Here is an 18976-nt window from a genome sequence, read left to right on the forward strand (position 1 = left end):
GGGCCTAGCATGCCAGTACAAAATAGGGAAATAAGCACAGCCAGCCGCAACGAACATATCCTTGCTCACGCCGAGGATGGCGACGTTACTGAAATTACACTTGAAGATGAGCCCAAGCGCACACTCGCGAAAGCTCGAAAACCCTCACCTGATCGATTCTCCAATGACTCCTCCTCGCTTGACGCGACCCAAATATATTTAAATGAAATAGGTTTTTCGCCGCTACTGAGCGCAGAGGAGGAAGTGTACTTTTCGCGCAAATCGCTGCGCGGCTGCGAGGCCTCGCGCAAGCGAATGATAGAAAGCAATTTGCGCTTAGTGGTGAAAATTTCTCGCCGCTATGTCAACCGAGGCCTGGCGCTCTTGGACTTAATAGAAGAGGGCAATCTGGGTTTGATTCGCGCGGTAGAAAAGTTTGATCCAGAGCGTGGGTTTCGTTTCTCAACCTATGCCACTTGGTGGATTCGTCAAACCATTGAGCGGGCGATTATGAATCAGACCCGTACTATTCGTTTGCCGATCCATGTGGTGAAAGAGCTGAACGTGTACTTGCGTGCGGCCCGCGAGCTGACGCAAAAACTCGACCACGAGCCCTCAGCCGATGAAATTGCCAAAATGCTAGAAAAGCCGGTAAGTGATGTTGAGCGCATGCTGGGTTTAAACGAGCGGGTAACGTCGGTTGATACACCTATTGGTAGTTCTTCCGATCGCACCGTGGTCGATACCATCACCGATCAACGAGAATCCAATCCCGCAATTTTAACTCAGAACAGCGATATCAATGATAGCCTGGATTTATGGCTGGATGAATTGAGTGAGAAACAACGCGAGGTCTTGGCCCGCCGGTTTGGTTTGCGTGGCCACGAAATCAGCACACTGGAAGAAGTTGGCCGGGCGATTGGGTTAACCCGCGAGCGAGTACGGCAAATACAAGTCGAAGCGCTGCGCCGATTGCGCGATATTATGGAGACGCAAGGCCTCAGCAGCGAAAACCTGTTTGGCGTGTAGTGAGCCTAGCTTTTACATGTAGGTGTTAGCTCACATTGGATCTGCCAGCTCTCGGCCAAAGCGGGGCTGGCAGTTTTACAGTGAATTGCGCGTTCTTTTAAGGTGTTGCGCTGTGCAACACTATCAACGATTTTATATCCCTTCCCTAGGTTTCCTGTCGCAGACGATTAAAGAGCGCCATCATTCGACAAATTTTGATAGCAGGCGAATATAAGCGACTTGATAGCCGTTGGAATTTTCCGTTACCTGCCAAGAGTTAACCGGCCAGCCGGTGTTAAAATCGGCGTAAGACTTCATGGGTGGTTGATTGTGGGGCGGCGATAGTGGCGCCATGCCACAGCGGGCGTTGTTGCCCGAGCCGCCGCAACTGGTGGGGCAGCATGCATCCCAATTGTATTGCGGGTTGGCACCGCCGACCACAAAGCCCGGCGCCGGCCCATAATTTGATTCAGTGACTGAATCCCAATCGGCGCTGCCGTCGGTAAACCAGCTGTGGTAAAAACTATCGACTGAGTCTTCGGCTCCATATGCCCCCATATTGGACAAATAGACTTTCCCCATGGGGTTTACACCGTGTAGGTAGTGCAAGTAATCCAAGGCGACGTCGTCAATAGCGTTGGCAGAGGCTGTTGCAATGGCAAATTTTTGCAACCTATAAAAGGTTGCCCCTTTCACAGCCATGGTACGGCTGCTGCCCCAAGTAAAATTGCCATCGCCGATAAATGCCCGGTAGGCGTCTGTCTGGTTGTGGATGTCGCTCCAGTTTTCCGCCCCTTGCATTGATTGCTGATATTGTTGGTTCAGGGTGTCAGCGACCGAGCTCGTGGCATTGGGTAAGCGTGCGTACACCAGTAATGCGTGCAACAGTTCTTCGTTCCATGGTGACACCCAGTAAATGTCGGGCCGGTTGGCGTCAACATAATCGCGATAAGTGCTATCGCCGGTTGTCGCAAATAAGTAAATAGCCGCCGCGAGCTTTTTGTCCTTGCGGCCACTGTTATCCACCTCTTGCTCGCCGGCGGCTACACCATTATCTGAGTTACGGAATGTCACTGAGGGGTTGGCATCCGCCCAGCGCCAGGCATCGATCGCCCGCTGCTGTAAATGGCTGGCGTAGGTCTTTAGCGTATCATCATCAAATTGGGTAAATAGCTCGGCGCCCAAGGCAAAGGCCGCCGCTGCGGCCAGTGAGGCGTTGGTGGTCGCCGGACCATAGACGCTGGGGCCATCGGCGCTGGAGGGTGGGCTGCCGTGATCTAATCCCATCACCGAGAGTACTGAGCCATCGCTTTCTTGCATTTTAACCAGCCAATCCATGCCCCATTTTATTTCATCGACTAAATCGGGGATGCCATTGCCGGATTCGGGCAGGTTGAAATCATCGCTCCAAATGGCCGGGCGATCATTGTAGGCTTCCATTAGGCTGAGCAAATAACCCGCGTGCCAGCTGGTGTATTTATTATAATCGCCGGCATCATACCAACCGCCGCTTAAATCCCGCTCGGTACTGGCATCATTGGTAGCGTTATACAAACGCGCCTCGGTATCTTGCCCCGGTTTTATATGGCTGGCCTCGTCGGCCCAGGCCGCCTCGGCGAAGGGTGTGCGTTTGGCAAAACCGGCGCGCTGGTAAAAGAAGGTGCGCACGGCTTGAATGAGTACGGGACGGTAAACATCGCTGCCAATACGAAATTCGGCTGAGCGCAAATGGTTGTCCGCATCGACTATTACATAGTCGCCGGGCTCGCGTACGTTACTAAAGTCCAGCCACCAGACTTTATCGCCTGAGGTGGTGTTTACCTCGCCATCGCCCCACACGACGGGGGAGCCCGTAAACACGATTTCACCACTGGCTATATTGACCACCTGATAGCTTGCGCCCGGGGTATACTCGATACCGGCGTCAAAACCTTGCTCGGGGCGGCGCAGCACCGCCGTTTTACTGGAATTAGGTAAATAGCCGAATTGGTCAACGACAATGCATTTGACGACTGGCAAGGATTCGGTTGATGGCTTCACTGTGGTGTCAACGCCGCAACCGCGCGCCGTTAACTCGCCCGCTGCGCTAGCGGACGAGAAGGCGCTAGACGCAAGGCTACTGCTTATGGATGACGAGCTAATCGCACTAGAAACTGCGTCGCTGCTAGTGTCGCTGTTTGCCGCAGAGCTGGAGCTGCGCGCCGGGGTGCTACTGGCGTTTGTAACAGAACCGCTAGCGCCGCCCCCTCCGCCGCAGCTGGTGAGAGTGGCCGCTAGCATGTGAACGACGATTAACCGCGCAATACCCATAAGGCTTTCCTGTTATCGTTTTTATGGTCAAGAGTATTGAAACCCTATCGGACTGCGATGTTTTTGTAAATATAAAATCGGTTTTTATACTTGATTTTCTGATGGTGCCGCTTGTACGGAGGGGCGGCGCTCAGGCCTGAGTGGTGACGTGTGCTAAGCACGAAAACTTTGATGGCTTACTTGAGCGAGTGACTGCTTAGTCAATAAGGGGCTATGAGCGACAGTAGAAACTTGAGAGCGTCTTAGTCTAGCTATCAGTGTGAGATTTACAGGCATAAAAAAATCCAGAATTTCACTGAAATTCTGGATTTTTTGTAGGCCAATAACACGGCTGAGGTATTAGCGCTCTAGGTATTGCAGTTTGCCTTCGACGCCATCCCACTCTTCGGCATCGGCCGGAGCGTCTTTCTTCTCGGTAATATTGGGCCATACCTCAGATAACTCGGCGTTCAGCTCCAGATAAACCTCTTGCTCTTCGGGCAACTCATCTTCTGAGTAAATAGCGTCTACCGGACACTCTGGCTCACACAGAGCGCAATCGATACACTCATCTGGGTGAATAACCAAAAAGTTGGGCCCCTCGTAAAAACAATCGACCGGACAAACCTCGACACAGTCGGTGTGTTTACATTTAATGCAGTTATCCCCAACTACGAATGTCATTGTGCAGACTCCACGATTACAGGTGCTTGGTGCGTAAAGGGGGGCATTTTACCAGCATTCTCAGTTTTTGGTAGATCAATTGTCATGAATTCAGCTGTTTTAAGCGATACAAAGCCTCTAGTGCTTGTCGCGGGGTTAGCTCATCTGGGTCGATCTCGCCCAGCGCTTCAATGGCAGGGTTGCTGGGGGCGTCAAACAGGCTGGGTTGTAACGGCGACGGGCTAGGTGCACTTGTCGCTACCGAGGTCGGGCGCTCATTGTTCTCGAGCAGCGTCAATTGCTCGGCGGCGCGCTGCAGCACGGCGGTGGGGATGCCGGCTAGCTTGGCAACTTGAATCCCGTAGCTTTTACTCGCTGGTCCCTCCTGCACTTTGTGCAAAAATACAATATTGTCTTTGTGCTCGGTGGCGTTAAGGTGCACGTTGGCAATATGCGGCAGACTTTCGGGTAGCTCGGTCAGCTCAAAATAGTGGGTGGCAAACAGCGTGAAGGCGCGTACGTTTTCGGCCAAATGGCGGGCGCAAGCCCAGGCCAGTGCCAAACCATCAAAGGTGCTGGTGCCGCGGCCAATCTCATCCATTAATACCAAGCTGCGGTCGGTGGCATTGTGCAAAATATTGGCGGTTTCGGTCATCTCAACCATGAAAGTCGAGCGGCCACCGGCCAGATCGTCGGACGAGCCAATGCGGGTAAAGATCCGATCGACTAAGCCGATTTGGGCTTTAGCTGCAGGGACAAAACTGCCCACGTGGGCGAGCAGCGTAATAAGCGCTGCCTGACGCATGTAGGTCGATTTACCGCCCATGTTGGGGCCGGTGACAATCAGCATGCGGCGCTCGTCGTTAAAATCTAAATCGTTGGGGACAAACGGCCCGTCTAATACCTGCTCCACCACTAGGTGCCGGCCATCTTTAATGTCGAGCCCCGGCGTGTGCACCAGCTCCGGTCGGCACAGCTCTAAGTTAATCGCGCGCTCGGCAAAGTTGGTGAGTACGTCCAGCTCGGCGACGCCGCCGGCGGAATCTTGCAGCGCAATCAAATGCACATTGAGTTTTTCGATTAGCTCATCGTACAGCGCTTTCTCGCGGCTGAGGGCTCGGCTCTTGGCCGAAAGAGCTTTGTCTTCAAACTCTTTGAGCTCGGGGGTGATAAAACGCTCGGCATTTTTTAACGTTTGCCGGCGAATATAATCGGCCGGTGCGCCAGCCGATTGCGCGCGGCTTAGCTCAATGTAATAACCGTGCACCCGGTTGTAGCCCACTTTAAGGGTGTTAATACCGGTGCGCTCGCGCTCGCGGGTTTCCAGGTCGACCAAATATTGTCCGGCGTTATTACTGATGTTGCGCAACTCGTCCAGCTCACTGTCGTAGCCTTCGGCGATGACTCCGCCGTCGCGAATCACCACCGGTGGGTTTTCGACAATCGCGCGTTGCAGCAGATCGACCAGCTCTGGGAATGTCGCGATCAGTTGCGACAGCTCAAGCAATCGTGGCGACTCGCAGGATTTAAGCGCGGCTTGTAGCTCGGGATAGCAGGCCAGCGATGCGCCTAGCCGAGACAAGTCCCGCGGCCGCGAGGAGCGTAGTGCCAGCCGGCCTAAAATGCGCTCCATATCGCCAATGCGCTTAAGCAGCTCGCGCACCGGTTCAAACTTGTAGTTGTCGGTTAATACACTGAGCGCTTCTTGGCGTTCGACTAATGTGTGCATATCTCGCAACGGGCGATTCAACCAGCGCCGCAGCAAGCGTGCGCCCATGGCGGTAGCGGTGTGGTTAAGTACGGCAAATAAAGTGTTTTCGTCGCCGCCGGTCAAATTTAGATCGATTTCTAAGTTGCGCCGCGTGGCGGCATCTAGGGCGACGGCTTCATCGCGATTTTCGTAGGCCAAGCCGCGAACATGGGGTAAATCCGTGCGCTGGGTTTCGCGCGCGTAACCCAGTAGACAGCCGGCGGCGGCGATGGCGCTGTCTAAATGGTCGCAGCCAAAGCCCGATAAATCCTGCGTGCCAAACTGGCGGGTCAGCAGCCGCTCGGCGGTTTCCAGTTCAAACTCCCAGGGGCCTCGGCGGCGCACGCCTTTGCGATTCTCGGTCAGCTCGGGTAACTCTAAGTCATCACTGATCAATAGCTCGGCGGGGCTTAAACGCTGCAACTCGCCAGCGGCGGCATCAAGGCCGTCTACCTGGAGCACCAAAAAACGGCCACTGGCCATGTCGAGTGAGGCAATGCCGTAAGTGTCATTATTGCGGTGCAGCGCTACCAGCAAGTTGTCGCGGCGCTCGTCCATTAGGGCTTCGTCGCTGACGGTGCCGGGTGTTACCACGCGCATCACTTTGCGCTCGACCGGCCCTTTGCTGGTTGCCGGATCGCCAATTTGCTCGCAAATGGCGACCGATACGCCCGCGCGCACTAAGCGCGCCAGATAACCTTCGGCGGCGTGATAGGGCACCCCTGCCATAGGTATAGGCTCGCCGCCGGATTTGCCCCGCGCGGTCAAGGTCACATCCAGCAACTCCGAGGCTTTTTTTGCGTCGTCAAAAAACAACTCGTAAAAATCGCCCATACGGTAAAACACCAGTTCGTTGGGGTGTTCGGCCTTAATTTTAAGGTACTGCTGCATCATAGGGGTGTGGGCGGTGGCGTCAGATTTTGCGGGCATAATATTCCGTGCAGTTATGGGTGAGCAAAAACAGTAGCTGCGCATTTTACGGTAATCATAATGGACTTGCACTGAATGAAGGCCCGGAATACCTTAGGCCACCATTAACCGTTGTTTAGTCGGTAGCCGCTGAGGGTTTACCGTAAGGGAGTCATCATGTCTGAGGCTAAAGCGGATGCGACGCTGCAACATTTGGCCGCTGAGTTAGGCGCGCACTTGGCCGAGCGCGGTTGGCGGGTAAGCACCGCTGAGTCGTGCACGGGCGGCGGCGTGGCCAGTGCGATTACCGCTGTGGCGGGCAGCTCGCAGTGGTTTGAGGTAGGGTTTGTGACCTACGCTAACAGCGCGAAAGCGCGTTTGCTGGGGGTTAAAGAGGACGTTCTTGCGCAAGAGGGCGCTGTTAGTCGTGCCGTGGTCGAGCAAATGGTGGCGGGCGCGCAGGTGGTCAGCGGTGCCCAATTGGCGGTAGCTGTCAGCGGTGTTGCCGGGCCCGATGGCGGCACGCGAGATAAACCTGTGGGCACGGTATGGTTTGCCTGGGCTGATGCGACGGGCGCAATTGTCTCAGAGTGCTATGTTTACCAAGGGGATCGGGCTCAGGTGCGACATCAGGCCTGTGTAACCGCGCTGCGTGAGCTGGTGAGGTTGGCGAAAGTGTAAATACTACTGTATAAATCAATAGTACTGTTTTCTTATACAGGTTTTTACTGTATGCTCGCTAGCATAGCCTGACAATGAACCCAGCGCTTTAAATGTGGGTCACAACGATAACAGGCGATACGCGAATTTTGAATTTAACGTTGAGGTGTGTCATATGGATGCGAATAAAGAGAAGGCGCTACAAGCGGCTTTGAGTCAGATCGAACGTCAGTTTGGTAAAGGTACCGTGATGCGCATGGGTGACCGTGAGCATGTGGCGATTCCCGCTATTTCTACCGGTTCTCTCGGCCTAGATGTGGCACTGGGTATTGGCGGTCTGCCTAAAGGGCGAATTGTCGAAATTTACGGCCCCGAATCGTCCGGTAAAACCACCTTAACGCTGCAAGTAATTGCCGAGGCGCAACGCGCTGGCGGTAACTGCGCCTTTATTGATGCCGAGCACGCCCTAGACCCAATTTACGCCGAGAAACTCGGTGTAAAAGTCGATGAGCTGATTATTTCGCAGCCCGATACCGGCGAGCAGGCCTTGGAAGTGTCCGATATGCTGGTGCGCTCGGGCGCCGTTGATGTACTGGTAGTGGATTCGGTGGCGGCACTAACGCCCAAGGCCGAAATTGAAGGCGAGATGGGTGATCATCATGTTGGCTTGCAGGCGCGCTTGATGTCGCAAGCGTTGCGTAAAATCACCGGTAATATTAAAAACGCCAATTGTTTGGTGATTTTTATTAACCAAATTCGTATGAAAATCGGTGTTATGTTCGGCAGCCCCGAGACCACGACCGGCGGCAACGCGCTTAAATTTTACTCATCAGTACGTCTTGATATCCGCCGGATTGGCTCGGTAAAAGATGGCGATGAAGTTACCGGTTCGGAAACTCGCGTTAAGGTGGTTAAAAACAAAGTGGCGCCGCCGTTTAAGCAAGCCGAGTTTCAGATTCTGTACGGTCAGGGTATTAACCGTTTGGGCGAGGTTATCGACTGTGGTGTTAAACTGGGCATGGTGGATAAAGCCGGCTCTTGGTATAGCTACAACGGTGATAAAATTGGCCAGGGTAAAAACAATGTGGTTAAGTTTTTACAGGAGAACCCCGATGTGGCCAAAGAGCTTGAGGGCCGAGTGCGCGCTGAGATGCTAGGCACAGCCGAAAAACCTGTTGAAGGCGAGGTCGTCGAAAAAGAGCAGGAGCAAGAAGCCTAACCGTCAGCACTGTTTAAAAAAGCCGCATTTAGTGCGGCTTTTTTGTGTTTACTGTTATGTATTGCCGAGTGTCACAGTGTAGAAAATACGGTGAGCGAACATCAGGGGCGCGATGTGAATACTGATATAACGCCAGAGCAACTGACAACCAAGATGCGCAATAGCGCGTTGGGTTCGTTGGCCCGGCGTGAGCACTCGTGCTACGAGTTGCGACAAAAGCTGCTGCATAAATTTTCCGACCCTCAGCGCACGGAAGAGACAATCGCGTGGGTGAGTGAGCTTGGTTATTTAAACGATGAACGCTTTGCTGGGATGTTTGTGCGCAGCAGCATTGGTAAAGGGCGTGGTCCTGAGCGCATTAGCCGGGAGCTGCAGCAAAAAGGGGTGGCCAGTACGGTGATTGCCGATGCCTTGGCGGACAATGAAACCGATTGGGTAAGTTTGGCGGAGGAGATTCTCAGCCGTAAATTTCCGCACCCTGTGCAAGATTACAAAGATAAAGCCAAGCGAATGCGCTTTTTGCAATACCGCGGTTTTTCTATGGCGCATATTGGTGAATTAATGTGATATCAAATCAAAATAAGTAAAAATATCATTAAGGCTATTGAGTCGTGACGCTACCTTTACCTAAAGAGCACCCAACGGCCGCAGTGGTCGCAATTGCTGGATTAAACATCATGCTAACCGAGTAGTATCCGGGTTATCGGTACGGATGAGTAAATTGGTGGGAATTCCACTGAGCCATGCCGAATCACTGCAAATGATTCACTACGAGCCGACCCAAGAGTACGCGGCACATTTTGATGCATGGGACCCCGAAACCGAGCGCGGCCAGCGCTGCATGAAAAAGGGTGGTCAGCGTTTGGTGACTTGCCTGTTGTATCTTAATGATGTCGACACAGGTGGGGCCACTGGGTTTCCGGCGCTAGGTTTTGACCTCGCAGCGCGGCGCGGCCGAATGGTAATGTTTTACAATTGTTACTCAGGCTCTAATAAAAGGCATCCGCATAGCTTGCACGGGGGCTTACCCGTGCAGCGCGGCGAGAAGTGGGCCTGCAACTTATGGTTTAGGGAAGGTCCTGTTCAGCCCCAGCCCCACGTTAAAGCGCGGGTCAAAGGTCGTTAGCGTGACGTTTGAACTTGCTGCCTAAAGCCCATAAAAACGCTAACACGGCACCGCTTAAGGCCCCGTAAACATGCGCGATGGAGACTACTGGCCCGGCAATTAATACCTCGGTAGCACTATTGCCGCTGGGAATAATCTGCTCGTAACACAGTTTAATAATAATGGCGATAATCCCCGCCCAGCCTGCCGGTTGGTTTTGCGCACACAGTGGTGCGAGTCCAAATACTAATAAGCCATGCAGCACCCCCGATAACCCGACATAGTAGCTAATGTTGGGCTGCCAAATATACATTGCGAGGGAAATGCTCAGGGCGATTAAAACGCCGGCTGTTATCCAAGAGCGCCGGCTGCGCTCGATTCCAACCCAAAAAATAATGAGCCAAAGCCCCGCTAGGTTAAGCAGCGCATGTATTAGGTTAAGGTGCACCACGTGAGCGGTTAGCAGGCGCCAAATATGCCACTGGCCGATGGCAGAGCGTTGATATTGCAGTGCTGGATTAATGTTTTCAGCAACAAGGGTGAGGCCCAATATCAATAGGGCACTGGAGACCATAAATAAGGCGATTGCAAGATGTCGTGAACGCATGACGTTACTATAGCGTAAATATGGCCTGTGAATACACGTTGCAGCGCCATGAAGTATCTCTTGCTGGCGGCACTACGGTTAATCTGCCGGGTGGAGATGTCTGTTACAGCCCCCCATAGACCGCATGCGCGCTAACTGGCATAATCAGCGCCCAATTTTCATACACATGCCCAGATGACATTCCCGCACAGGGAGCTTGCCATAGGTGGGTGTGCGCCTATCATCCCGACTGAACTCAGAGGATTGCTATGCAACCATCGGTGAAACCGCAAAACCCTAACTTCTCATCTGGCCCCTGCAGCAAACGTCCGGGCTACGACGTTAACCAGCTAGACCTTGCAACTTTAGGTCGCTCACACCGCTCAAGCTTGGGCAAAGCGGCGCTCGGCCGTGCGTGTGAGCAGACCGCTAAAATGCTGGGGTTGCCCGAGGGCTATCGCGTGGGCATTGTCGCCGGCTCTGATACTGGTGCCGTTGAGATGGCCATGTGGTCGATGCTGGGTCAGCGCCCGGTGGATGTAATGCAGTGGGAGTCGTTTGGTAAAGGCTGGCTCACCGATGTGACTAAGCAGCTTAAGCTGGACAATGTCACGGCGCTTGAGGCCGATTACGGCGAGCTGCCAGATTTGACCAAGCCCAATTTTGATCACGATGTGATTTTTACCTGGAACGGCACCACCTCGGGCGTAAAAGTACCCAACGGTGACTGGATTGCCGACGACCGTGAAGGCTTAACCATTTGCGATGCCACCTCGGCGGTGTTTGCCATGGAGCTGCCCTGGGAGAAGCTCGACGTTATCACCTTTAGCTGGCAGAAAGTGCTGGGCGGTGAGGGCGCTCACGGTGTGCTGATTTTGGGGCCCCGTGCAGTTGAGCGGTTAGAGACTTATACCCCGCCCTGGCCTATGCCTAAGCTGTTCCGTATGACCAAGGGCGGCAAGCTGATTGAAGGTATTTTTGAAGGCGCGACCATCAACACGCCCTCTATGTTGTGCGTGGCCGATTACCTGGATGCGCTGGATTGGGTTGAGTCCATCGGCGGCACCAAAGCGGCCATCGCTCGCAGCGAAGCGAACTTAGCCGTATTAGAAGAGTTTGTCGCCGCCAACGATTGGATCGAATTCTTGGCCGCCGATAAAGCCACCCGCTCTAACACTAGCGTGTGCTTTAAGCTCGACGCGACCGAAGATCAAGTCAAAGCGCTGGTTAAGCTGTTAGACAAAGAAGGCGTTGCTTACGACATCGGCGCTTATCGCGATGCGCCTCCTGGGCTGCGAATTTGGTGTGGTGCCACCGTCGAGGCGGCCGATCTTAAGGCTTTGATGCCGTGGCTTGAGTGGGGCTATAAGCAAGTTATCAGCGCCTAAACTGCCTTAAGCACAAACAAACCTCACAGGGCGCGGTCGGCCGCGCCCTTAAATGTCTCATTCCTAGACATTGGAAATAGCTATGTACAAGATCAAAACCTACAACAAAATTTCAGTCAAAGGCTTAGACCGTTTCGACCGCTCTAAGTACGAAGTCGCCAGCGATATTAATTCGCCCGATGGTTATATTTTGCGCAGCCATAAGTTGCACGACGAAGCGCTGCCCGAGTCTGTAAAAGCCGTGGCTCGCGCCGGTGCTGGTACTAATAATGTGCCGGTTGCCGAGTACAGCAAAAAAGGGGTGGTAGTATTTAACGCCCCAGGCGCTAACGCCAATGCGGTAAAAGAGCTGGTGTTGTCCGGTATGTTGCTTGGCTCGCGCGGTATTATTCCCGGTATGAACTGGGCCCAATCGCTCACGGATATGACCGATGCCGCCGAAATGAGCGCCTTGATGGAAAAGCAAAAATCCAACTTTGCCGGCAGCGAGCTTACCGGTAAAACCTTGGGGATTGTCGGCTTGGGCGCAATTGGCTCACTGATTGCCGATACCGCGCTGGCATTAGGCATGAAAGTAATCGGCTACGATCCGGCTCTATCGGTCGAGGCCGCATGGCGCTTGCCGAGCCAAGTAGCCAGGGCTGAGAACTTACAGTCGTTGTTGGCGCGCTGCGATTACGTGACGCTACACGTACCGGCGATCGAGGCGACCCATCATCTAATTAACGAGGAGTCGCTTAAATCGGTTAAAGAAGGCGCGGTGCTGCTTAACTTTGCCCGCGAGGCCATTGTCGATGCCGCAGCTGTGGTGCAGAGCTTGGATGCGAAAAAACTGCGCATGTACATTTGCGATTTCCCCGAGCCCATCTTGCTGGGCCGCGATGATGTATACGCCATGCCGCACATCGGTGCCAGCACCGCCGAGGCCGAAGAGAACTGCGCCATTATGGGTGCCGATCAACTGATGGATTACCTGGAAAATGGCAACATCAGAAACTCGGTCAACTTCCCGGCGGTGCAAATGGAGCGCTCGGGGCCGGGCGCGCGTATTACCTTTTGCAACGATAACGTCTCGGGCGTGCTGGGCCATGTGCTGTCGGTGTTAGCTGACAATAGCGTCAACGTGGTGGATATGGTGAACAAAAGCCGTGGTGACATTGCCTACAACATTATCGATGTTGAGCAAGCACCGGCCGACGATGTGGTCGCCGCTATTAAAGCCGTCGAGCACGTAATCACCGTGCGAGTCATCTAAGAAAGAGTGGAAAACGCGGGATGGGCAGCAGGTAACGAATGCCGATAATTGCGTCCATCCAGCGTTGTAAATACCTATGTACAAGTTTGTGTTTTTTGTACCGGAGTCACACCTAGAGGCGGTTAAACACGCGGTGTTTGCCGCCGGTGCCGGTAAAATTGGTGACTACGATCAATGTTGCTGGCAAACCCTTGGTGAGGGGCAGTTTCGGCCTCTTTCTGGCAGCCAGCCGTTTACCGGTGAGCAGGGCCAACTCAGTCGCGAGCCCGAGTGGCGAGTCGAGTTGGTGTGCAGCGCCGCACATATTCGCGCCGCAAAGCAGGCCTTGATCGCCGCTCACCCCTTTGAAGAACCCGCCTATGATATCTGGCCGCTCGCCGATGTCTAAACATCGTTGGCGTGCGCTCGCACGCCAACTTCACTCCTTAGATGAATTGCGCCAATATCGCCCGAGTCGCGGCGAGGCGGCGGTACTGATTGGTCTTGTCGAACGGTCCGAGACGGTAGAGGTAATACTCACCGAGCGCGCGGCGCATTTATGGAGCCATCCTTCCGAAGTGGCGTTTCCCGGCGGTAAATTTGAGCCGGTTGACCGCGATCTTATCGATACCGCGCTGCGTGAGGCCCATGAAGAAACTCGCTTAAGCCCCGATCGGGTGGCTCTGCTGGGCGCCTTACCGGCCCGCCATACTCTCGCTGGCGTCCGGGTAACAGCGGTGGTGGCACAAATTGCGCCGGGCGCTGCGTTAGTGGCCGACCCCAGCGAGTTAAGCTCGATTTTTCATGCGCCTTTAACACTGTTTCAAGCCGCTCAGGCGGACCGGCTCGATACCATCGAGCGGCATGGGGTGCGATACCAATTGCCCGCTTACCTCCATGAGGGCAAAAACATTTGGGGGTTAACCGCGGTGTTGGCCACTGAGGTGGCGGCTCTGTTTTTGGCTCCCCCCGGCTGATCCGGTTGGTCTATAATCGGGGAGGGGCATCAGGTATGATCGTTGGAGGCCCGATAACAAAAACTGGGAGTTAGGCGGTATGACATTAGATTGTAATCGCACCGTGGTGGAGGTGTTCACCGAAACCTGTAGTCAGTTTGCCGACAGTCCGGCATTTACTTGTCTGGGTCATACGTTGACCTTTCGCGAGGTCGAGCATTTATCCGGTCGCTTTGCGGCCTTCTTGCAACAAAAAACCAATTTAAAGCCCGGTGATCGCATCGCCGTCCAGTTGCCTAATGTGCTGCAGTACCCTGTGGTTGTGTTTGGTGCGTTGCGCGCCGGTATGATTGTGGTTAACACCAACCCGTTGTATACCTCGTCGGAGTTAAAACACCAACTAACGGATTCGGGCGCTCGGGCACTGGTGGTGCTGGCAAACGTGGCCAGTGCGGCGGCGGATGTGGTGGCCGAGACCGATGTAGAAGAGGTGATTGTTACCGAGCTTGCCGATTTACACCCACCGCTTAAATCGTTGTTGATTAACTCGGTCGTTAAGTACATTAAAAAGCTGGTGCCGGCGTTTAGTTTTGCCTCGAGCCGCTCCTTTAAGTCGGTGATGAAGGCAACTAAGGCCGAGGTTCAGCCCCACCATGCCACCCCAGAAGACGTCGCTATTTTGCAGTACACCGGCGGCACGACCGGGGTCGCGAAAGGCGCGATGCTGACTCACCACAACCTCGTGGCTAATATGCTGCAGGTCAATCAGCAGATGGGCGATGTGTTTCGTAAAAACCAAGACATTTTTATTGCACCATTACCGCTTTATCATATTTACGCCTATACCATTCACTGCATGTGCGCCTTTTCGCTGGGCAATGAGAATCTTCTGATTCCTAATCCGCGGGATATTCCGGGTTTTGCTAAAGCGCTAAAGGGGGTGCCTTTTACGTGTTTTGTGGGGCTTAACACCCTGTTTAATGCTCTGTGCCGCAACGAGGATTTTCGCGCATTGGATTTTAGCCATATGCGTTTGTCGTCGTCCGGTGGTATGGCGTTAACCCATCACGCTGCCAAACAGTGGGAGGAGGTCACCGGCACGCCTGTGTGTGAGGGCTACGGTCTTACCGAAACCTCGCCGGTGGTTTGTATTAACCCGCGTTACGGTATTCGTTTGGGGACGGTGGGGCTGCCCGTGCCGCAAACTCAGGTTAAAGTGATCGACGAAGAGGGCAGCGAGCTACCCGTCGGTGAGGCCGGTGAGCTGTGTGTCAAAGGGCCGCAGGTGATGAAAGGGTACTGGCAGCGCTCCGATGCGACCGCCGAAGCTATTGATGCACAGGGCTGGTTTAAAACCGGCGATATCGCGACTATTGACGCCGACGGTTACGTCAAAATTGTCGATCGCAAAAAAGATATGATTAACGTCTCGGGCTTTAAAGTCTTTCCTAACGAGGTTGAAGACGCGTTGGCTGAGCATCCAGATATTATCGAAGCGGCAGTTGTCGGCATGGAAGACGAAGAAAGCGGAGAACTGGTGAAAGCTTTTGTGGTCAGCACTAATTCGGCGTTAACTGAAAAACAGGTGCGGGAGTTTGCGCGGCAATCGCTAACCGCGTATAAGGTTCCGAGCTCGGTTGAGTTTCGTGATGAGCTGCCCAAGACCAATGTGGGTAAAGTGCTGCGTCGCGAGCTGAAATAGTTATCTAGCGTAACCGCCCTCAATCAATAAACGTATTGCTTGCCACCAAGAAATACAAATCGCAGCACAGGCACTGATGTAATAACACAATGGTAGATTTGATTTTTTTGCATGTGGCTCTTAATGCGTTTAGTGACGTAACGTTTTCTTTTAAACCGATGAGTGCCGTATGAGTCGCACGGCACTTATTTTGTCCGGCGGTGGCGCACGCGCCGCGTATCAGGTGGGGGTGTTGCAGGCGCTTGCCGAGATACTGCCCGCCGACACCGTTAACCCTTTCCCCGTTATTTGCGGCACCTCCGCCGGCGCTATTAATGCCATTGCCCTGGCGGCCCACCCGGGTAACTTTCGCGAGTCGGTGACCGAGCTTGCCGAGATTTGGCAGGGCTTATCCATTGGCGATGTGTATCGTCACGGTTGGTCTGACTTTGGCAAAGGTTTTGGGCGAATCTTTCTCTCGCTGTTTAATGAGGGGGTGGGCCGACAGCGGCCATTAAGCTTGCTGGATAACGCTCCTTTGTGGGATTTACTGGCAAAAAAAATAGACTTTGCCAATATCGCGCGCAATATCGAAGCAAGCAAACTACACGCGGTGTCTATTACCGCCATGGGTTATAGCTCGGGCCGCTCGGTGAGCTTTTTTCAGGGGCAAGAGGAGCTTGCCGGCTGGAAACGGTTTCGTCGCGCTGGCGTGCCCACTGATATTCGGCTTGAGCACTTACTTGCCTCTTCGGCCATTCCAACTATCTTTCCTACCGTGCGTATTGCTCAAGAGTATTACGGCGATGGCGCGCTGCGGCAACTGGCCCCCATTAGTCCGGCGCTGCACTTGGGGGCGGATTCGCTGTTTGTGATTGGGGTCAGTGGTAACCGCAGCCCTAGTCGCGGCCTTAATAAAGCCGTTATGCCGGTGCGGCACTCCCCCTCAATGGCGCAGATTGTAGGGCATTTGCTTAACAGTGCGTTTGTCGATGCGCTAGAGAATGATATCGAGCATATGGAGCGGCTTAATCACTTGCTTGAGCTTATTCCCCCCGAGGTTCGGGCCGAGCAAAACCTCGGGTTAAAACCGGTGCGCAATATGATTGTTTCGCCCAGTAAAGGGGTTGATGCTATTGCCGGGCGCAAAGTGCGCTACTTGCCCCGCAGTGTACGATTCTTTTTGCGTGCTATTGGCGCGACCACCAAAAGTGGCGGCGCGACTGCTGCCAGCTACTTGCTGTTTGCTAACCCGTTTATTAGCGAGCTGATGGAGCTGGGGTATCAAGACACTATGTGGGAGTCGGCGAGCGTCGAGGCATTTTTTACAGGGCAAAAAAATCCCCAACTCTAGTGTTAGGTTGGGGATGACAGGTGGCTTAGCGGTGAGCGTTAGTCAGTTGTTGCCACTTAAATAGGCCAGTGCTCAAGCGTCAGAGCGTCCTCGTTGGCGACTAAGCACCACGCATTGTCGTGCCAGTCGCCCAACACAATACGCTCGGCAGGTTGTTCATCTACCGTTAGGGGGTGGCGCTCGGGTCGATGGGTATGGCCGTGAATCATTAAGCTGGCGTTATTTTCCCGTAAAAGCTCAACCACTGCCTCTGGGGTAACATCCATAATGTCCTCGGGCTTTGAGCTGTTCATGGTTTTACTTTTTGCCCGCAATTGCTCGGCCATCGCGCGGCGCACTTGCAGCGGCTGTGCCAGCGCTTGCGCTTGCCACTCGGGTGAGCGCAATTGCGCACGCAAGGCCATGTAAGCTTGGTCGCGGGTGCATAAACTGTCACCGTGCAATAAAACCGTGGTTTGGCCGTACAGGTCGATGACGGTTGGGTCCGTCAGCATGGTGGCACCCGCACGCGCGGCAAACACATTGCCCAGTACAAAGTCCCGGTTGCCAGGCATCAAATAAATGTCAACGCCGCTGTTGGCAAGCTCGCGTAATTTGGCGGCGACCTCGTGCCCCAGTGGCTCGTCGTCATCATCGCCGATCCAGGCGTCAAAGAAATCGCCCAAAATATACAGTGCTTTGGCGCCGAGGGCGCGCTCGCTTAAAAAGTCGTAAAATGCCTGCACCGCAGCCGGTTCGGCCGCGTGCAGGTGCAGGTCTGATATAAACAGCGTGGTCATGTGCTATGCAGCAACAGTCACGCTTTCGATCATAACGCTCTCAACCGGCACGTCTTGGTGCATGCCTTTGCTGCCGGTTTTAACTTTGCGAATTTTTTCTACCACGTCCAAACCGTCGGTGACCTTGCCAAACACACAGTAGCCCCAGCCCTGAGCGTTTTTGCCCGAATGGTTCAAAAAGTCGTTGTCCTGTACGTTAATAAAAAACTGCGAGCTGGCGCTGTGTGGATCATTGGTACGTGCCATAGCCACGGTGCCGGCAAGGTTTTTTAAGCCGTTGTCGGCTTCGTTCTCGATGGGGGCTCGAGTTTCTTTTTGGCTCATGTTCTCATCCATGCCACCGCCTTGCACCATAAAGCCATCAATCACACGGTGGAAAATGGTGCCGCTGTAAAAACCGTCCTCGGCATACTGCTTAAAGTTAGCGGCGGTTTTAGGCGCTTTGTCAAAATCCAGTTCTAGGGTGATATCGCCGTAGTTGGTGTGCAGGGTAATCATAGTGGTTCCTTAAGGTCTACCTGAAAAAGGCGCTAATGATACGATGCCGGGGCCGGTTACGGAACCCATATTGCGTTAACTTGCCAACTTGAAGGCGGATTATGGCGGACACCTCGCCGAGTTTGTCGCTTATGTGTAGACTGCTCAGCTTGGCTGAATGGTCCACACAGTCATGAAATGAGCGCTGAATAGCCAAAACACGACCTAACCAGTATTAAGGAGCGACGACCACCTTGGCCAGAGGCAAGTTTATAACCATTGAGGGTACCGAGGGTGTGGGTAAAAGTACGAACCTGACCTTTGTGCACGAGTGGCTAACCGTGCGCGGTATTGATGTATTGGTGACCCGCGAGCCGGGTGGCACGCCGCTAGCCGAGCAATTACGCGAGCTGTTATTGGCGACCCGTGAAGAGCCGGTGGCTCATAAAGCCGAGCTGTTGATGATTTTTGCCGCGCGTGCGCAACACTTAGAGCAAGTGATTAAACCCGCACTCGCTCAGGGTACTTGGGTCTTGTGCGATCGCTTTACCGACGCCACTTACGCCTACCAAGGTGGCGGCCGGGGCCTGGATAAAACCGTGATTGGCGAGCTAGAACACTTGGTGCAAGATACCTTGCGCCCCGATCTAACGCTGATACTTGATATCGCACCCGAGCTGGGCCTACAGCGCGCGGCGGCACGGGCCGAGTTGGACCGCTTTGAGCGTGAGGATATTGCGTTTTTTAATCGGGTGCGAGCGGCCTACCGCGAGCGCGCCGATGCCAACCCGGCGCACTACGCGCAAGTGGATGCAAGTCAGACGTTAAACGAGGTTCAGCGGGATATTGCGGGATGTTTGGCGCGCCTGTTAAGTGAGCCGCCGAGTCTATCGCTATAGATCGGGCGGCTCACAGGGCCTGCTACGTCGGGTTGTCGCG

19 protein-coding genes are annotated in these 18976 nt (G+C 54.0%); 13 read left to right on the forward strand and 6 right to left on the reverse strand.

Annotated features, from left to right (window positions below):
• Positions 1 to 9: 9 nt before the first annotated feature.
• Positions 10 to 1008 carry an RNA polymerase sigma factor RpoS gene (gene rpoS, locus ACGHAD_RS06195; protein ID WP_382416358.1) on the forward strand — a complete coding sequence of 333 codons (999 nt, stop codon included), beginning with the start codon at positions 10 to 12 and terminating at the stop codon, positions 1006 to 1008.
• A 180-nt stretch (positions 1009 to 1188) separates the two neighbouring features.
• On the opposite strand, the gene ACGHAD_RS06200 is transcribed toward rpoS, so the two are convergent.
• A complete protein-coding gene (locus ACGHAD_RS06200; RefSeq protein WP_382416356.1) occupies positions 1189 to 3027 on the reverse strand; it encodes a glycoside hydrolase family 9 protein in 1839 nt (612 codons plus the stop codon).
• A gap of 4 nt (positions 3028 to 3031) precedes the next feature.
• On the opposite strand from ACGHAD_RS06200, the gene ACGHAD_RS06205 reads away from it, so the two are divergent.
• Positions 3032 to 3271: a hypothetical protein gene (locus ACGHAD_RS06205; RefSeq protein WP_382416354.1), complete on the forward strand. Its 240-nt coding sequence runs from the start codon at positions 3032 to 3034 to the stop codon at positions 3269 to 3271.
• A 365-nt stretch (positions 3272 to 3636) separates the two neighbouring features.
• Here ACGHAD_RS06205 and fdxA read toward each other — a convergent pair whose 3' ends face one another.
• Positions 3637 to 3960: a ferredoxin FdxA gene (gene fdxA, locus ACGHAD_RS06210; protein WP_339616167.1), complete on the reverse strand. Its 324-nt coding sequence runs from the start codon at positions 3958 to 3960 to the stop codon at positions 3637 to 3639.
• Between the two features lie 82 nt (positions 3961 to 4042).
• Entirely contained in the window at positions 4043 to 6619 is a 2577-nt protein-coding gene (mutS, locus tag ACGHAD_RS06215; protein ID WP_339616166.1) for a DNA mismatch repair protein MutS, read from the reverse strand.
• 156 nt (positions 6620 to 6775) lie between these two features.
• Here mutS and ACGHAD_RS06220 point away from each other — a divergent pair, with 156 nt between their 5' ends.
• From ACGHAD_RS06220 to ACGHAD_RS06235, 4 genes are all read left to right on the forward strand, one after another.
• Complete coding sequence (locus ACGHAD_RS06220; protein ID WP_382416352.1) at positions 6776 to 7279, forward strand: CinA family protein; 504 nt, start codon at positions 6776 to 6778, stop codon at positions 7277 to 7279.
• 154 nt (positions 7280 to 7433) lie between these two features.
• Positions 7434 to 8477: a recombinase RecA gene (recA, locus tag ACGHAD_RS06225; protein ID WP_339616164.1), complete on the forward strand. Its 1044-nt coding sequence runs from the start codon at positions 7434 to 7436 to the stop codon at positions 8475 to 8477.
• 114 nt (positions 8478 to 8591) lie between these two features.
• Positions 8592 to 9044, forward strand: a complete 453-nt coding sequence (locus ACGHAD_RS06230; protein ID WP_382416350.1) for a regulatory protein RecX — start codon at positions 8592 to 8594, stop codon at positions 9042 to 9044.
• A 145-nt stretch (positions 9045 to 9189) separates the two neighbouring features.
• Positions 9190 to 9603: a prolyl hydroxylase family protein gene (locus ACGHAD_RS06235; protein ID WP_382416348.1), complete on the forward strand. Its 414-nt coding sequence runs from the start codon at positions 9190 to 9192 to the stop codon at positions 9601 to 9603.
• Here the strand turns inward: ACGHAD_RS06235 and rrtA are convergent.
• Positions 9590 to 10189 carry a rhombosortase gene (gene rrtA / locus ACGHAD_RS06240; RefSeq protein WP_339616161.1) on the reverse strand — a complete coding sequence of 200 codons (600 nt, stop codon included), beginning with the start codon at positions 10187 to 10189 and terminating at the stop codon, positions 9590 to 9592. The two genes, ACGHAD_RS06235 and rrtA, sit on opposite strands and share 14 nt — an antisense overlap.
• 248 nt (positions 10190 to 10437) lie before the next feature.
• On the opposite strand from rrtA, the gene ACGHAD_RS06245 reads away from it, so the two are divergent.
• The 6 genes from ACGHAD_RS06245 to ACGHAD_RS06270 all read left to right on the forward strand — a co-directional run bounded on the left by ACGHAD_RS06245 (position 10438) and on the right by ACGHAD_RS06270 (position 16781).
• Positions 10438 to 11556: a phosphoserine transaminase gene (locus ACGHAD_RS06245; RefSeq protein ID WP_339616160.1), complete on the forward strand. Its 1119-nt coding sequence runs from the start codon at positions 10438 to 10440 to the stop codon at positions 11554 to 11556.
• An 82-nt stretch (positions 11557 to 11638) separates the two neighbouring features.
• Positions 11639 to 12811 (forward strand): phosphoglycerate dehydrogenase, encoded by a 1173-nt coding sequence (locus ACGHAD_RS06250; RefSeq protein WP_382416345.1) that lies wholly within the window; start codon positions 11639 to 11641, stop codon positions 12809 to 12811.
• Positions 12812 to 12887: 76 nt separating this feature from the next.
• The gene (locus tag ACGHAD_RS06255; protein ID WP_339616158.1) at positions 12888 to 13199 is read left to right on the forward strand and encodes a YqfO family protein; all 312 of its coding nucleotides are present in this window, start codon (positions 12888 to 12890) and stop codon (positions 13197 to 13199) included.
• Entirely contained in the window at positions 13192 to 13767 is a 576-nt protein-coding gene (locus ACGHAD_RS06260) for an NUDIX hydrolase (RefSeq protein ID WP_382416343.1), read from the forward strand. The genes ACGHAD_RS06255 and ACGHAD_RS06260 overlap by 8 nt, the downstream gene beginning before the upstream one ends.
• Before the next feature lie 79 nt (positions 13768 to 13846).
• Positions 13847 to 15448: an AMP-binding protein gene (locus ACGHAD_RS06265; RefSeq protein ID WP_339616156.1), complete on the forward strand. Its 1602-nt coding sequence runs from the start codon at positions 13847 to 13849 to the stop codon at positions 15446 to 15448.
• Positions 15449 to 15617: 169 nt separating this feature from the next.
• The gene (locus ACGHAD_RS06270) at positions 15618 to 16781 is read left to right on the forward strand and encodes a patatin-like phospholipase family protein (protein WP_339616155.1); all 1164 of its coding nucleotides are present in this window, start codon (positions 15618 to 15620) and stop codon (positions 16779 to 16781) included.
• Between the two features lie 56 nt (positions 16782 to 16837).
• Here the strand turns inward: ACGHAD_RS06270 and ACGHAD_RS06275 are convergent, their stop codons facing one another.
• Together ACGHAD_RS06275 and ACGHAD_RS06280 are read right to left on the reverse strand one after the other, a co-directional pair.
• A complete protein-coding gene (locus ACGHAD_RS06275) occupies positions 16838 to 17560 on the reverse strand; it encodes a UDP-2,3-diacylglucosamine diphosphatase (RefSeq protein WP_382416341.1) in 723 nt (240 codons plus the stop codon).
• Between the two features lie 3 nt (positions 17561 to 17563).
• A complete protein-coding gene (locus ACGHAD_RS06280; protein WP_382416339.1) occupies positions 17564 to 18058 on the reverse strand; it encodes a peptidylprolyl isomerase in 495 nt (164 codons plus the stop codon).
• Between the two features lie 233 nt (positions 18059 to 18291).
• On the opposite strand from ACGHAD_RS06280, the gene tmk reads away from it, so the two are divergent.
• Complete coding sequence (gene tmk / locus ACGHAD_RS06285; RefSeq protein WP_382416337.1) at positions 18292 to 18936, forward strand: dTMP kinase; 645 nt, start codon at positions 18292 to 18294, stop codon at positions 18934 to 18936.
• The last annotated feature ends 40 nt before the right edge of the window (positions 18937 to 18976 follow it).

The organism is Gilvimarinus japonicus, from assembly GCF_042847215.1.
Lineage (GTDB): Bacteria > Pseudomonadota > Gammaproteobacteria > Pseudomonadales > Cellvibrionaceae > Gilvimarinus > Gilvimarinus japonicus.

Bases quoted from the DNA above. Each gene is read 5' to 3' on its own strand.
- recA (WP_339616164.1), top strand. From the start codon at position 7,434: ATGGATGCGAATAAAGAGAAGGCGCTACAAGCGGCTTTGAGTCAGATC.
- ACGHAD_RS06255 (WP_339616158.1), top strand. From the start codon at position 12,888: ATGTACAAGTTTGTGTTTTTTGTACCGGAGTCACACCTAGAGGCGGTT.
- ACGHAD_RS06245 (WP_339616160.1), top strand. From the start codon at position 10,438: ATGCAACCATCGGTGAAACCGCAAAACCCTAACTTCTCATCTGGCCCC.
- fdxA (WP_339616167.1), bottom strand. From the start codon at position 3,960: ATGACATTCGTAGTTGGGGATAACTGCATTAAATGTAAACACACCGAC.
- ACGHAD_RS06260 (WP_382416343.1), top strand. From the start codon at position 13,192: ATGTCTAAACATCGTTGGCGTGCGCTCGCACGCCAACTTCACTCCTTA.
- ACGHAD_RS06280 (WP_382416339.1), bottom strand. From the start codon at position 18,058: ATGATTACCCTGCACACCAACTACGGCGATATCACCCTAGAACTGGAT.
- ACGHAD_RS06265 (WP_339616156.1), top strand. From the start codon at position 13,847: ATGACATTAGATTGTAATCGCACCGTGGTGGAGGTGTTCACCGAAACC.
- mutS (WP_339616166.1), bottom strand. From the start codon at position 6,619: ATGCCCGCAAAATCTGACGCCACCGCCCACACCCCTATGATGCAGCAG.
- ACGHAD_RS06270 (WP_339616155.1), top strand. From the start codon at position 15,618: ATGAGTCGCACGGCACTTATTTTGTCCGGCGGTGGCGCACGCGCCGCG.
- rrtA (WP_339616161.1), bottom strand. From the start codon at position 10,189: ATGCGTTCACGACATCTTGCAATCGCCTTATTTATGGTCTCCAGTGCC.
- ACGHAD_RS06235 (WP_382416348.1), top strand. From the start codon at position 9,190: ATGAGTAAATTGGTGGGAATTCCACTGAGCCATGCCGAATCACTGCAA.
- ACGHAD_RS06220 (WP_382416352.1), top strand. From the start codon at position 6,776: ATGTCTGAGGCTAAAGCGGATGCGACGCTGCAACATTTGGCCGCTGAG.
- ACGHAD_RS06275 (WP_382416341.1), bottom strand. From the start codon at position 17,560: ATGACCACGCTGTTTATATCAGACCTGCACCTGCACGCGGCCGAACCG.
- rpoS (WP_382416358.1), top strand. From the start codon at position 10: ATGCCAGTACAAAATAGGGAAATAAGCACAGCCAGCCGCAACGAACAT.
- ACGHAD_RS06250 (WP_382416345.1), top strand. From the start codon at position 11,639: ATGTACAAGATCAAAACCTACAACAAAATTTCAGTCAAAGGCTTAGAC.